14 protein-coding genes are annotated in these 14,445 nt (G+C 53.8%); 4 read left to right on the top strand and 10 right to left on the bottom strand.

Features of this window, described 5'->3' with window-relative positions; all coding sequences use genetic code 11:
* Positions 1–7 precede the first annotated feature (7 nt).
* The 4 genes from VKV29_RS11535 (at position 8) to VKV29_RS15390 (ending at position 3,102) form a co-directional block, all read left to right on the top strand.
* The gene (locus tag VKV29_RS11535; protein WP_324201458.1) at positions 8–754 is read left to right on the top strand and encodes a YdjY domain-containing protein; all 747 of its coding nucleotides are present in this window, start codon (positions 8–10) and stop codon (positions 752–754) included.
* Complete coding sequence (locus VKV29_RS11530; protein WP_324201457.1) at positions 717–1,628, top strand: hypothetical protein; 912 nt, start codon at positions 717–719, stop codon at positions 1,626–1,628. The genes VKV29_RS11535 and VKV29_RS11530 overlap by 38 nt, the downstream gene beginning before the upstream one ends.
* Before the next feature lie 176 nt (positions 1,629–1,804).
* Positions 1,805–2,794 carry a TIGR02710 family CRISPR-associated CARF protein gene (locus VKV29_RS11525; RefSeq protein ID WP_324201456.1) on the top strand — a complete coding sequence of 330 codons (990 nt, stop codon included), beginning with the start codon at positions 1,805–1,807 and terminating at the stop codon, positions 2,792–2,794.
* A 17-nt stretch (positions 2,795–2,811) separates the two neighbouring features.
* Positions 2,812–3,102 (top strand): hypothetical protein, encoded by a 291-nt coding sequence (locus tag VKV29_RS15390; RefSeq protein WP_414647353.1) that lies wholly within the window; start codon positions 2,812–2,814, stop codon positions 3,100–3,102.
* A gap of 81 nt (positions 3,103–3,183) precedes the next feature.
* On the opposite strand, the gene VKV29_RS11520 is transcribed toward VKV29_RS15390, so the two are convergent.
* From VKV29_RS11520 to VKV29_RS11475, 10 genes are all read right to left on the bottom strand, one after another.
* Positions 3,184–5,091, bottom strand: coding sequence for a serine/threonine-protein kinase (locus tag VKV29_RS11520; protein ID WP_324201455.1), 1,908 nt, complete (start codon positions 5,089–5,091; stop codon positions 3,184–3,186).
* A gap of 61 nt (positions 5,092–5,152) precedes the next feature.
* Positions 5,153–6,430, bottom strand: coding sequence for a hypothetical protein (locus VKV29_RS11515; protein WP_324201454.1), 1,278 nt, complete (start codon positions 6,428–6,430; stop codon positions 5,153–5,155).
* Positions 6,431–6,759: 329 nt separating this feature from the next.
* Positions 6,760–7,497: an LON peptidase substrate-binding domain-containing protein gene (locus VKV29_RS11510; protein WP_324201453.1), complete on the bottom strand. Its 738-nt coding sequence runs from the start codon at positions 7,495–7,497 to the stop codon at positions 6,760–6,762.
* A gap of 11 nt (positions 7,498–7,508) precedes the next feature.
* Positions 7,509–8,309 (bottom strand): hypothetical protein, encoded by an 801-nt coding sequence (locus tag VKV29_RS11505; RefSeq protein ID WP_324201452.1) that lies wholly within the window; start codon positions 8,307–8,309, stop codon positions 7,509–7,511.
* Entirely contained in the window at positions 8,300–9,637 is a 1,338-nt protein-coding gene (locus VKV29_RS11500; RefSeq protein ID WP_324201451.1) for an RsmB/NOP family class I SAM-dependent RNA methyltransferase, read from the bottom strand. Before VKV29_RS11500 ends, VKV29_RS11505 begins: the two co-directional genes overlap by 10 nt.
* 83 nt (positions 9,638–9,720) lie before the next feature.
* A complete protein-coding gene (sucC, locus tag VKV29_RS11495; protein ID WP_324201450.1) occupies positions 9,721–10,872 on the bottom strand; it encodes an ADP-forming succinate--CoA ligase subunit beta in 1,152 nt (383 codons plus the stop codon).
* Positions 10,873–10,900: 28 nt separating this feature from the next.
* Positions 10,901–11,803 (bottom strand): hypothetical protein, encoded by a 903-nt coding sequence (locus VKV29_RS11490; RefSeq protein WP_324201449.1) that lies wholly within the window; start codon positions 11,801–11,803, stop codon positions 10,901–10,903.
* A complete protein-coding gene (rsfS, locus tag VKV29_RS11485) occupies positions 11,760–12,179 on the bottom strand; it encodes a ribosome silencing factor (RefSeq protein ID WP_324201448.1) in 420 nt (139 codons plus the stop codon). The genes VKV29_RS11490 and rsfS overlap by 44 nt, the downstream gene beginning before the upstream one ends.
* A 52-nt stretch (positions 12,180–12,231) precedes the next feature.
* Positions 12,232–12,822 carry a nicotinate-nucleotide adenylyltransferase gene (gene nadD / locus VKV29_RS11480; protein WP_324201447.1) on the bottom strand — a complete coding sequence of 197 codons (591 nt, stop codon included), beginning with the start codon at positions 12,820–12,822 and terminating at the stop codon, positions 12,232–12,234.
* A gap of 6 nt (positions 12,823–12,828) precedes the next feature.
* A complete protein-coding gene (locus VKV29_RS11475; RefSeq protein ID WP_324201446.1) occupies positions 12,829–14,358 on the bottom strand; it encodes a PIG-L family deacetylase in 1,530 nt (509 codons plus the stop codon).
* Positions 14,359–14,445 lie beyond the last annotated feature (87 nt).

Raw genomic sequence — 14,445 nt, 5'->3', positions numbered from 1 at the left:
AACGGTGATGAGGTTCTTCAAGCTATTCAACATTGGTCTGATCGCTGCAACCCTCTCTAGCCCTTCAGCCTGTCTTAGGGCCGTTCTAGACTCACCTCCACCACCGAATCCGTCGCCAGCGAAGGTCTCCTCTACCAAAGCATCTCCTATTGAAAAGATCACGGATAACCTCTACCGCCTTGGCACCCTGCTTATTGATATGAAAGCACACACCTTAACGTGCCCCGGTGAGATCAACATGGATTCGGGCGATGTGGAATATCTCGCCGTCACCCCTATGGGAAAGACATACGAAAGCCTCCTTCGGCTCGACGTCAGACCACTCTACCTTCAAGTGGGGCTTCTACTGCTAGGTCTCGAACCGAAAAACGTGCTGCAATATCAAGGCGACCCCACATCACCCCAGGGTGATCCGGTGGATATCCTTGTGCGTTGGGAAGACCGCAATGGCAAAGAACATGAAGCCCGTGCGGAAGACTTCCTCATGAAAGGTTCTAACAACAGCCCGATGCCGCATCATCCTTGGGTCTTCACAGGGTCGCGCATTTTGCCTGAGGGCTTTGAGGCCGATCTCTGTGGTTCGCTCGTAGCAGTTTGGCACGACCCTGCCGCTATTTTAGATAACCCCATGCACGAGATCCAAAACGACTGGATGGTCAATCCTGCCAAAACCCCACGCAGAGGCACTTCCGTGCGAGTCATTTTCAAAGCGATCCATGTCCCTGACCAGACCCATCCGGATAAGAAGCCTTAGACCTCCTCGCCTCCAGGCTCTCATAGCCGTTGCAAGGCGTCAATGGCGCGGCCGTGCCTGGTGGTGGGAAGCAGGCACGGCCGTGCTGATCTTTGGTCTGTTTCTTCTCATCGCGTTAGGACTTCAAAAAATATGGCTAGAAACTCCGTGGCAGCATACTAGCAGCACAGGAGATCGTTGGGGACGTTGGTTACAACAATGGGCTTCTGCGGCCTTTGTCGCCGCGGCCGTGCTTCTTCCCTTATCCGGGGCCACTTTAGGCGCTTATGCTCAACCAGCCGCCGTCGAGACCTCCGATTTTAAAGCTGCGCTGCTCACCGGTCTTACCCCGTTTGAACTTCTTACAGGTCGTCTCTTCGCCCGCCTTCGTGTTCCTATCCTCTGCTGGCTTTGCAGCCTCCTGTTCTGGAGCTATCTTCAGAATGCACTCCATCCGCTACCCGATGTTCACATGCTTAGCCTCCTCAAGGCCCACCTGGTGCTCCTTTCTACCCTGCTCCTATTCGCCGCCATTGGGTGTCTTGGGTCAGGAAAATCATCGCCGGGGCGTTCCACAACCCGCGGCCTCATTATAGGCTATGTGCTCTTTTTTCTTCTCATCATCGATCTTTTTCTGTTCAATCCCATCCTAAACACTATGCAAAACCCCACATCTTCCATCGTCGCATTGCTCTTCATAAACCCCGTGGTGGCGGTTACTACCCCCATCAAATTCGATCTCCTGCGTACCCAATGGGTTTACGACCATACCATCGCACCGGACTATCCGTTTCAATACCCTCACTGGCCCTACCAGATGCTCGTTTTTCTTGGCCTAACCCTCCTTTTGCTACTCATCGCCCAAAAACGCTGTGCGAAAGCCTATCTTTCTTGAATCCCGGCTTCAAACCCGGACGGTGATACAAGCCTACATAACCCCCTTGCTTAACATGCCAATATTCATCTATTTGGTAACTGTACTTATACCATTATGGTAGCCGTTCATAATGGCATCTTTCCATGCTAAAATAAATCAGAATAGATAAATAGCGCAAATGCAGGTGGATTCCTATGGCAGGCCATCCCAATGAAACATCAAGCGATACCGTGGGCAAATATAATCTTCTTATCTGCACTATTGGAGGCAGCCCCGAGCCGATTGTCGCCTCGCTAAAGCACTGGAAACCAGAAAAAGTAGTGTTCGTTCCGTCCGCTGAGACAGAGAAATACATTAGCGGAATCATATCCCTCGCTGAGCAGAATGATTTGAGGATCAGTCCAGGACAATACGATACTATAGTACTTACCGATGGGCAAGATTTCGCCAGCTGCGTAAAAGAACTCCGCGATCTTACCCCACTAGTCAAAGGCTGGCTGGAGCGTGGTGGTCGGTATCAGGTCGTCGTAGACTTCACAGGAGGCACGAAATGCATGGCAGCCGCACTAGCTCTACAAGCTCGCGACTGGCGTTGTATCTTCTCCTATGTGGGCGGGCAAGAACGGACAAGCGATGGTGTTGGCCTTGTTGTATCCGGCAAGGAACAAGTGCTTCACACCAGCAATCCATGGGATGCTCTCGGGTTTCAGACAATAGAACGCTTCGCTGTGCTCTTTGATCAACAAGCATTTGCTGCTGCGGCAGAAGTAGCTGAAGTCGCGCGGAAGAACACATCTTCTCCATCTCTAAAACGAGAGTTGAATGCCCTCTGTCAATTAGCCGAGGTATACGACGCATGGGATCGCTTCGACCATAAGCAAGCCTTCGACAAGCTTCAAGAGGCCATGAAGGCCATAAACGATCTGGCAGCCGCACTACCCACCCTGAGATCAAATACCCTAGAGCGTCTATTCGATTCACATAACCAAATACTTCAACAGTTGACACGTGATCCTGTACCAAGTCAACAGCACATCAAAGACCTCCTAGCGAATGCCCAACGCCGAAAAGAGGAAGGCAGGCTTGATGACGCCGTCGCTCGACTCTATCGCGCCGTCGAAGCCCTTGCCCAACTAGCACTGAAAGAGCGCCACCAAATCCCTAATACAAAAGCCGTCCCCTGAGCAGCATTCCAGAACCCTTGCGCTCAGAATGGGCCAATCGAGCCAGGGATGGCAAAGTCATGCTTGGTCTCCAAGATATATATGCCCTTCTAGATGTCCTTGAGGACGAGTTGGGAGCAAAGTTCAAAAGACTAAATCTCGACGGAGTCGAATCGCCATTAACAGCTCGCAACGAGTCTATCTTAGCTCACGGCTTTACACGGATTTCAGAAAACGTCTACTGTCAACTTTGGACTGCAACGCTTCAGCTAGCAGAACTGGATGAGGAAGCACTCATCACATTCCCAAAGCTACAACCAACGCACTAGGCTCACATACACTGTCAGAGGAGTAGACTAAAAGCTCGTCCTGGACTTCCTTTGAAGGATGAACTGTACCGTGGTACCGCTCTAAAGTCTATTCAATCGCCACATTAGGCGCCGGCCTCGGCGATCCCGCTCCCAACCCTGCATCGTCTTGCCTGAGAAGTCAATATATCCCTCCACCTGACGCGCAGGCCCGCTACCGGATGGAGGAACGATCTTCAATATCACGACACTGCCGTTCAATCGTCCCTCCACCCGAGCCATACCTTGCCCAGAAAGCCCCTCTAACCGCCCCACAAAACGGTTCGCGCTCAATGCATCAAGTCTCATCTTTACCCGTTGCCCGCCGATAACTCCCTGCCAACGGCCAGCCAATGTTACCGAAACTCCCGATCCTTCCTTCGTCCACACCCATCTCTGCACAAAAGTTGGGTTGGAAAAAACTGTTTTCTGAGCCATTAATGCTACTAAGGCAATTAAGGCTAAAATACCTGCCGTCCCAATACGCCACCAACGCCGCAACTCTCCCATCTCCGGCAAAACGCCTTTGCGAAATCCGCCCACTATAGCCCCCCCAATCGCCCCGATCACCCCCCATGCCAAAGCAGGCACATCTAGGCCAAGAAAGCAGAACGCGCTCGCCACCGTATCGCCAAGAGAAACAAAAAGTAGCGCCGAGAACGCCGCCCCAAGCGCTAAATAGCGCAAACCTAATAGAGTGGCCTGCTGAACCAACACAATCCATGATACGGAACCATACGGGTTAATCAGCGGCACATGAAATAGAAAACTTAACCCGCCGATGCATAGCAAAATGCAGATCAGCGACACCAACATGGAGATGGGAAATAGCAACCATTGGGCTTTCCCAAACATCCCTAAAATCCGGTAGATAATCAAAAGAATCCCTACATCCAAAATCACCCCCAATACAGTGTAAGGAGCTACGAACGGATAGAAGTAGGAAGGCGACCAGTTGCTTATTACCGGATCGTACCAGAGCGAAGCTCGCTCCGGCACGAGAAATAACGGGCTCCAGCGTGCCCCACCCGGCAGCCAAAACGAGAGGAGGCCCCGCAACAAAAACAGGCTTCCGCCTCCGAAGGCAGCTGCTTTTATCAGGGTGCGCCAACGCACTTCCATTTGAGGCGGCTTTGGCGGTGCATCAAGCAACGCCAATATGCCTCGAGGAGTTAAACGATCGCGCGGGTTCTTCTCCAAACAGCCCTCCGCAATCGTCTGAAACGGCTCCGGTAACCGATGCAGATGAGAGGGCGGTAAGTGCAAAACCGCATGGATTTTCTCCTCAATGCTTTTCCCTTCAAAAGGCAGATGCCCCGTGAGCGCCTCCACCAACACCACGCCCAACGACCAAATGTCCCACGCCGGGGTTACATAGTTACGGAATGCCTCCGGCGGTGCATAGGCCGGGGTGCCCATCACGGTAGTCGCCGTGGTCATATCCCTCCGTGGCCCTAGCTCGCGCATCAAACCTAAATCGGCAAGTTTCCACCTTCCCTCACACCATAAAATATTGGCCGGTTTTACATCCCGATGCACCCAGTGTTCTGGACGTTCGTGCAGGTAGAGCAGAACATCGCACATCTGTCGTAGCAGCGTCTCAGCCTCCTCAGGCGTCAGCAAACCACGCTTCAGCCGTTGCTCTAGGCTTTCATCGGCGCGCTCCATCACCAAATAGAGCATGGAGATCGTCTTATCTTGAAAAGAGTACGTGAACTGCCCGGGGGCGAAATAGCGAATGAGATTGGGATGATGAAGCGTTGTGGAGGTCTGCAACTCGCGTAGCTGTTGTTCTCTCTGCTCCTCCGCAACCCGAAAGAGCTTCACCACAACCTCGCGCAGAGCACGGCCCGCCACCACCTCATCTGCTAAGAAAACGGCGCCATATCCCCCAACGCCTATTCGTTGGCGAAGATGGTACTTCCCGTCTAAAACCTGCCCTTCGAATAAGTCCCAAAAAAGATCGCTCATCTCGCTGTAAAGAGGCCTGCTTCTCCCTCTTTGCACATAATAACACCAATCGGGGAATTTTTCAAATGCTTTCCAGAAGACAGCGCCGCCAAAGCGCCCTATACCACACTACGCAAAATCCCCAAAGCGGTAGCATCAACAAGGCGGTGCCGAAGTGCGCATGCACCGAAAGGTAGTTGTGATAGTACGAAAGAGTATGCTGATGACTCAAAAAGTCGAAATGCTCGCCGTTGAACGGCCAGAGATAGTAGTATAGCAATAAAGTCACCCCAGCCAAAACGGTATAGAAACGCAGCCAGCCGATGTCGGCTAGTGCGGCAACGGGCACGATCCATTCAAAATGTTGTTGCCCTGCATGCGGGGTAAAAACATAGTAGTTCGCAATTGCCAAACAGGCCAATTTTCCCATATCCGCCCGCCTGCGCCAAAAGACGAGATAGATCAGCAGCCACCCTAAATAGAGCAACTTACGGATAATCCAGCCATTAAATGCGCGCCACCACGGCCAACCGGGAAATAGATTCGCCGTGCTTGCCAACCCCCAATCTCCAATATCCCCCCGATAGTGCACGACATCGTGCAGAATAACATTCGGTACCTGCAGATACAGTATCCAGAGGCTAAGAGCCGATGGCAGCAGCACAATTATAAGAAACGAAATTCGTCGCGACCACCCCCGTAACCTCGGCAAAAAAAGCGGCGCTAGCACCCCTGGCCACGTACGTGCAAGCACCCCTAAAGAGAGCCATAGGGAAGCAACGGTCGGAAAGCGCCCTTCAGAAGAACTGCGCTCAAATGCAATAACGGCCAGCAAGGTGAACAAAGCGGGAATGCAATCAAATTGTCCATGTACCGCACAGGTAAAGATGGCCACAGGGTTAAGAATGTACCATAGCGCTCGCCGAAAAGCCGAATGGGGCTGTTCGGGATTTTTGAAAAAGAAGTAGAAGTAGAGAGCAAACCCAACGGCTACATCACAGATAATAGCCGGCAGCTTAACGGCGAAGTAGTCGGGCAGGTGGTACACCGTCTCTAATCGGCCAGCCCACAATAGCAGGGTAGGCCATAAGGGCGGCCAATTCAGCTTGTGGGTAAGGTAGGGGTTCTTGCCCATACCCTGATACATCACTACCGTACGCCATGCGCCCACATCGTAAGAGCCATAAATGAGGTAGGCCGGCACAAGCCGAATGGTGAACCCCAGCATGAGAAGCAGCAAAACATAGAGCCCACTTTTTCCCTCTAGAGCAGTTCGCCACCAAGTCTCATCCTGACGTGTGCTCTCGCCTTCATGATCTATCGTGCAGGTACGAAGGGCTGTATTTTCACATCGTGCCATGTTCTCTACGATGATTGCGGTGTGAGACCCCAAGCCTTTAGGCAGGAGAGATAAACCGCCGCCTCCTTCCTATAAACTCAGTTGCCGTATATCGGTGGACTAGGCCCTCTGCTTCTTGAGCATTCTGGCCTCGGTATAATCCTCTTGAGTAACAGAAACCGCTCAAAACCCTATAGGCAAGTCCACGCATATACCTTGCTCCTCCAACTGCAGACCAACGACGTAACGAAAAGCTGTTCAGCCGAAGCTCCTGCGCCTGTTCACCACCTGTTTCAACACCGTGTACGGCCGGGACAGCAGGCAACCCTTTGGAGAAGTTATCTGCTTCGCTAGTTCAGGCTATCCTTAAGAAAATCTTGCCAGTCTGTGTCGGTGGGGTTGATGGGCTTTAAGAGTTCTTTTTTCTCTTCGGAACCCTGCTCTACGTTAAGCTTCTCTATATCTTCTAAGAGGGTCATCTGCCCTTTCAACCATAAAATCTCATGCTCGATTCGCTGGGCAGTATCGGTTAGCTCCAGAAGAATCTGTTTCTCCGCGGCATCTTGCAACAGCACCGAGGCGGCGCAAAAGGAGAGCGTCACCGGATCGCCAGGCAGTTGTACCGGTGGTAGAACCTCACCGGAACGTGTGGCCAGCATCTCTAGATAGCGCACGAAAAGGGCTGCGAGCTTTCCCGTCAGTGGTGCTATCCGCCGTGAGTCGTAAGGCCTATCTTCAAGCAACTCGGCCTTGCCGACTAAATAAGGCAGATCGGCTTCCGTGTACTCAAGTAGTCGAAACCGATATCGTCCGGCCACCACCAGATTCATTCTGCCATCCTCAAAGCGCTCCGCGCCGAGAATTTGGGCGGTACACCCCACATCAAAAGGAACGGCAGGCGCCCCTACCTCATCTCCCTCCCGAATAAGCACCACGCCGAACGGACTTCCCTGCTGCAGGCAGCGTTCGATCATCACCTTATAACGTGTCTCAAACACATGCAACTGCAGCGGCATATGGGGAAACAACACCGTATGCAGAGGAAACAACGGGATTTCAAAAACCTGCTTGTTCTTATCAATCTCCATCTATGTGCCCCTTAGTGATGCTTTTCGTATCTTATAAGCAGGTCGGCAAGGGTCTTTTGACATGAGCTTATCACCGCCTTCTCTCTTTCCCCTCCTAGTTCACTGGTATGATAGAGAGCCAGTGCCAGCCGGTAGTGGAACAGCGCTCGCTCTAGATTCTCGAGAGCCTCTGCATGAAGCTTCCCTAGTGCTTGGTGGCACTCCCCCATAGCGAAGAGATGGGTTGGTGTGGCGGGCGCAGCCGCATAAAGCTCTATTGCCCTCTCATAGCGGGGCAATGCCTCAAGTGCGTAGCCACGTCGAAATAGGGTGGTCGCGATTCGCATACAGAGATAAGCCTGCTCCGCCTCCGTATCGCTTCTCAAAGCGAGCAAGTCCAGCTGATGCTCATAGTGCACGAGCAAAAGGGCCAATCTCCCGAACGGATGCCCCTCCAAAGTGCGGCAGCAGGCCACGGCACGATGCGCACACTGCTTCATACGTTCTTGCGAATCAGGCTGATCTGCCAACAATCCCCACACGTCGGTGGCCTCTTGGTAGGTACGCGCGGCCTCAGCCGGCCTATCTTCTCGTTCAAGCCACTCGGCACAAAGTGTGCACGCCTCCGCCCTGGCACGACGCCACAGTTCATTAGGCTCCAACCCCTCACATTCAGCCAACCGCTCTGCTTCGGCATAGCGTAACAAGGCGAGTTGAAGCAGCCGCACACTCTCACGGTTGCCCCCAAGCGCCCGAATGGCGCGTGCCTCTTCGGTTAGGCGAAGAGCCTCTTGGTGCTGTTGTTCAGCAGTCTCCATTGCGGTTACTCGCATCGGCGTAAAAGCGCCACGAAAAAGGCATCGAGATCGTGCCGATGAGGCCATGTACGTACAAAATCGCCCGCACATAGCGCCTCAAGAGGCGGCATATCCTCTGTATTCTTCCGGTCGTTCCGTTGCCTATCAGGCGATTCTTTCTCGACCAAAGCCGCCGCGTGCTTCCAAGCGCGCCTAAGCGCCTCTAAAACCGGCTCCTTACGAAAACCCCGGCCTGCCGGAGAACTTAGGAACCACTCTACCACCTCTTCGTTCTGTTGTGGCTCGAAAGCACAGGTAACGTAAACGATCCGACCTCCCGGAGCCACCAGCGGGGCCGCCTCCAACAACAGATTTCGCTGAATCTGTGAAAATTCCTCTATGCACACCTCGCGCCAACGGGCGTCGGGACTGCGGCGAAGAACACCACTCCCACTACAGGGCGCATCGAGGAGTACACATTGCGCCTGGGTGTGTATTTTTTCTATTCTACGCCAACTCCTCCCCCGGTGTTGCCACCTACCTGTTTCATCTGCCTCCACCAAGAGGGGTTTAACACAGTGAATCTGGGCATGCTGTGCACGCTTCATCAACTCCTTAAGTCGCCCCTCATGCACATCTATCGCCAGGATACGCCCCCTGTTCCTCATCAATGCGCCTAAAACAAGCGTTTTTCCCCCACCTCCGGCCCCAATCTCGACCACGGTATCGCCCGGCCTCACACCGCTCAGGAATGCGCTCAGTTGGCTCGCCTCCTCCTGAATTTCAAACCATCCCTCTCGATAACCCGCCAATGTGTAAACGTTGACCCCAGCAGGCGCATAGACCCCCCAAGGAGACCAGGGGGTTGGCCTAAGATCAGAGTGTATCCTCAGAAACTCCGCTCGCGACACCAGCAGAGGATTTACCCGAAGGATCGTTGGTGCCCGCCGATTGAACGCCTGGGCAGCGCGAATGGCCTCATCGGGCGGAAACAACCGAAGAAGCGAACGGGCAAGCTGGTCGGAAAAAGAGAGTACAAAACGAATGTAGTCCTCCGGAGCATCCGGTGTTGGCATGGCCGCAACGGCTGCCTGTAGGCGCTCCTCCCCGGCAATGACCTGGAAATGAGGAGGTCGGGTTGCAATTGGAGCCAAACTTAGGTGGAGCTGCAAAAGAGTGTCGGGGTTTTCTGCCAATGCCAACCGGCTCAATAGCCACTGATACTTGCGTCGGAAACGAATGGCATCGAAAAAATGCCCGGCACACCAACGGCGTTCATGCGCATTCAAATAACGCCGAGCGCGAAATTCGCTGTTGGCAAGCCTATCCGCCGGGGTATGGGCTTTGCTGTTCTCCCAAGCCAAGTAAATCTCTTTTAAGGCTTGCCACGCTCTGTCTGTGGCACCGCGCTCACGCCGTTCCTCACTAAAGGCCGTCATGCACGCTGTCAGCGGGTCAGCGCCACGATCTTTTCCGCCGCTTCGGGCATCGTCGCCGCAGGTGTAATGCCCTCCTGTGCAAGAATGGCAGCTCCCTCTTCGGCTCGTGTGCCGGCCAAACGCACAACCAAAGGAACCTTCACCTCCAGCGAATTCTTGGCCATTACGATGCCCTTGGCGACCTCATCGCAACGCGTGATCCCACCAAAAATGTTGATCAAAACACCGCGAACCTGCGGGTCGGAAAGCACGAGGCCCAAACAGGTCTTCACCCGCTCCGACTGCGCCCCGCCACCAACATCCAAAAAATTGGCCGGACGCCCGCCGGCTCTTTGAACCGCGTCCATGGTCGCCATCGTTAGCCCTGCGCCATTACAGATAATTCCCACCTCCCCTTTAAGTCGTACATAAGCGATACCAAGACGATGAGCCTGTGCCTCTAAGGGGTCTTCCTCGCTCTCTTCGGCAAACGCGGCCAGATCGGGATGCCTAAAGAGAGCGCTGTCGTCTAACTCGATCTTGGCATCGGCCGCCACTACCTGCCCATCCTCGGTTACCGCCAAGGGATTAATCTCTGCTAGGGACGCATCTACCCCCACAAAAGCATTCAAAAGTCCACGTAGTGGGCTAACTAAACGATTCACCAAAACAGGGTCTAACCCCGCCTTATAACAGGCCTGCCTAATCTCAAAATCGTGAGGTCCCTCCAAGGGGTCAATGGGAAGGCGCACCACCGCTTCCGGCTCCTCTGCCGCCACCGCCTCGATATCCATTCCACCTCTAGCACTCACAATAAGCACATTGCGTTTGCTAACCCGATCGGGCACAACCCCCGCATATATCTCCTGCTTAATGCTTATCGGCTCCTCGATAAGAAGCTTTTCTACCTTCAACCCATCCGGCGCCTGGTGGGTCTTTAAGAGCATGCCCAACATCTGTCGGGCCAGCGTCTCCCCCTCCTCCGGTGAGGAGGCAATACGGATTCCACCGGCCTTTCCACGGCCCCCCGTATGCACTTGGGCCTTCAATACCCCCTTGCCACCCAGCTGTGCGACCTTATCGCGCACCTCCTTCGGCTTAGACGCCACGCCGGCGTTTCGCGGAATAGGAACCCCGTACCGGGCCAAAACCTCTTTCGCTTGATATTCGTGTATCTTCACGTCGCTACTTCCCTTCTATTGAAAAGACTTAGGCGCTGCTCGCCCTGCGTGTAACCAAACGCATGTCTACTAACACGAAACAGTAGTAGAGCAGCGCCAACAGCGCCACTCCCATCACCCCGACTGTTACCCCATGGGAACGAGGCACCATCCACAGCAGAATGGAAATCAGAATGGCATCTATAACGAAATAGATAAGCCCCTTCACGGTCTCCCCATAATACCAATGCCCAAGTCCGGGGAGAAGCGCCGAGAGCAATAGCCCCACAAAAGGGTGCTTCTCCACATCCTCGGTGATCACCGCGCCCCAATCCTGCTGCTTCACCAGCAGATCGCCGAACTTTTTCTCTGCCGAGGCACGCTTTGGGTCTGCTAATGTGGCACGGTAGTAGGCTGCCATCGCCTCATCCACGCGCCCGAGTCCCTGTAGAATATCTCCTAGCAGTTCCAAACCCAAAGCGTCCTTTGGGTTTTTAGTTAGAGCCTCTCGACATTTGGCCTCAGCCTCTCGATAACGCTCCCTTCGACGCAAAAGCTCGGCCTCGCGCTGAAGGCGTTCCGCTTCATACTTCTCTTGCAAGGTCGCCTCACGAAAGTCGGGCAAGCCCAAATCTATCTTCTTAACCGCCTCCGCTTGAGCCTCAATCTTCCTCGAAATAAGCTCGCTTAGAGAGACTTCAGTTCCGACGCCCCTCGTGATGTCGGCCCCAGTAGGAGATGCTCCGCTCGTGCTAGGCCCGGCCATTTCTAAAAGTTTTTTGGCCTGCTCTGGCGTAATACCCTGCTGTATCATCTCCTGGGCAACCTCCAAAACCCGCTCGTCAACGGACGGCGATGGCTTTATCTCGGTACCCGGCAATGGCGGCATCGCTTGGGTGCGCTCGGCATTATTCGACGGGGTCTGGGTGTTGTGTTCTTCGTTGGGACTCATGTTGCCCCTCCAATAGCCTCTCTACGGAGATGCGCGGCGCCGCCGACCAGAACGACTCGATGTCGTAAAAAGCCCTCTGCTCAGCAGCCATGATGTGCGCCACAACATCTCCATAATCCAACAATATCCATGTGGCCTCCTGATACCCCTCAACTCTTAACTTCCGCAGACCACGCTCTTCCATCTTCTCTTCCACCTTGTCGGCAATAGCTCGAATCTGAATAGAAGACTTTCCGGTGCAGATGAAAAAATAGTCTGCAATAATCGTGAGGTCGCGCAGATCAAGGGCCACCATCTCCTCCGCCTTCACGGAATCGGCGGCGTTGGCAATGACCCTTAACTTTTCTTCGGCTGTAACGACATCTGTTTTTTTCATAAAAGCCTTTCCGCTCTGCTAATATAGACGCCCCTCGTGCTTCACTCGTTCCTCATCTATAAAGCCGATGTTTGCGGATATACTCTACCACACCGTCCGGTGTTAGGTAGCGAATGGGCAGGTTATGGCGAACCCGATAACGCAGTTCGGTGGAGGAGATATCGAGCATGGTGGAACCAAGCAACAGAATGTTTTCTAGATACTCCAGCGGCAAGCGGTCTCGAAGACGATTGAGCGAATATCCCGGACGGGCTGCCGCGATGAATCGTGCCATTCGCATCACATCCTGATGCCGATGCCATGTTAACAGATCGCAAACAGCGTCAATGCCGGTAATGTAAAAAAACTCGTCCTGCGGGTATTGCTCGCGTAAACTGATAAGGGTATCTATCGTATAGGAGACCCCGCCCCTATCAATCTCTATCGAGGAGCATTCAAAGGCCGGATTCCCATGGATGCCGATGACCGTCATGGCATAACGATGCTTTGGTGGCGTGATCTCTTCATTTTTCTTGTGCGGAGGAATGCCTGCCGGCACGAAGAGCACTTTATCTAATCGAAAGCGCACACGCGACTCTTCGGCCACAAAGAGGTGTCCATAATGAATCGGGTCAAAGGTGCCTCCGATAATTCCAAGCCGCATTACCTCTTACCCACGCTCCAATACTGCGATGGCATGGTCTTTGCTTGCAGGTTTCACAGAAAGCAGACACATGCCGCTTTGATCGATGAGAACCCGCGCTAGATAGGTTTTAATGCCAAAACTAATATTTGTTACAGGGCAGTTCCCCGCCTCTTGCTCCAATAATCGCCAAGGTAACACCACCTCCAAGTGTCGCCCATCCACACTCACCCATCCGCCTCCGGGCAACGCTTGGTTGGCTACAGGAAGCTTTAGACGGAGAGCGGTTGCAGTCGAGCGTCCACCTTCACCAAAGGCACGCAGCTGCAGTATGTAGCGATAGCGGGCGCTAACCGGTTGACAGAACTCCAAATCGAGGCAAAGCGTTTTGCCTCTCCGACATGCACAAACCGACCGCAGATCGGCCCCTCCCTCTAGCGTTCGCAGAAGATTATCCCCCACCGCATCGAGAAAAACAGGTGGCGTTCTCTGCCACCACCCCTCCTCATCACCCACCGACGTGAGCTGCGCATGCCCTGCTAACTGTGGCAAAGCCTCCGTGGGCAAAACACCGAAAAGCTCGGTCCGACGCGCGAAGGAGGTGAGGAATCGCGCCATCATCATCGTTTGACTGCGGTAAGCCTCGATCCCCTCCAGTTTTCGCCGCTCCTGCACCTCGGTGAGCGGCAAAGACATCCATAGGGTACCGATATGCAGCATGCCACGTGGCGGAATAAGCGGAAACGTTAATCCGATGCCCTGAGGCTGCGGCCAATCGCCACGGTGTACCAGATAGTGTACCAAGAGCGCCCGACCAGCCCAATTGGCCGTACTTTGCTGACAACTTAACTCCTCAAGCGCCAGGGACACGAAATAGGAGGCTGCCCGATGGTCGAGATGATCCTCCTGCGGATCGGTAACCGCGATAAGATTGGGCCGAAAATCGCACATGACCTGCTCTACAATCTGCAAAAGCTTACTGCCGCAGTAGGGTGCGTGGGGATCGAACGCCTTGGAGTAGGGAACCCTATCTGCCCGTGTGTACGGGGAGGTGTAGAGTTGTTCTGGCGTCCAGAAATCGAGCCAAAGGCGCTCTAGGCCTTGATCGGGATACCCAAGAAAGAGAACATTTTTTGGCGAAAGCCCAAGCTTGGCGAGCGCCGCCAACGATTCCTGCTGACGATGGGAGGCAAACCGAAGGAAATCTGCCGGTCCCACGCGCATCTTGTGTGTGTCGCACTCCACCGCGGTACGAAATCCATCCCCATTGGTCAGAATGACGACCTCTACCTTTCCCCCAGCCGCCAGAGTCTGCTGTATAAGCCCGGCACACCCTAGTGTCTCATCATCTGGATGAGGCGCAAACACCAGGAGGCGTGTTTGAGCGGTCGGTGCCGACATGCGAGGTAGATGCAACTCCGTAAAATCCGCATTGGCCTCATGTTCATGCCAAAGAAGAGCTAAACAGACCCCACCCATATAAACACAGGGTAAGGCGATAAGCATAAGTAGGTAGCGCACGTAGGGGCGCATACGCAGTATGGGGTTCCAAGTCACGCGGGAGGGTTCCTCCAGTTCAACCCATCGGTGTTTCGGGCCGTTAGGCGGTGTTTCACTTTTACGCCATGCCCAGAAACAACTAAA

The sequence above is a fragment of the Chthonomonas sp. genome (assembly GCF_035294165.1).
GTDB lineage: Bacteria > Armatimonadota > Chthonomonadetes > Chthonomonadales > Chthonomonadaceae > Chthonomonas.
Note: the sequence above shows the minus strand (reverse complement) of the source record. Positions and strands in the feature narration are given on the sequence as shown.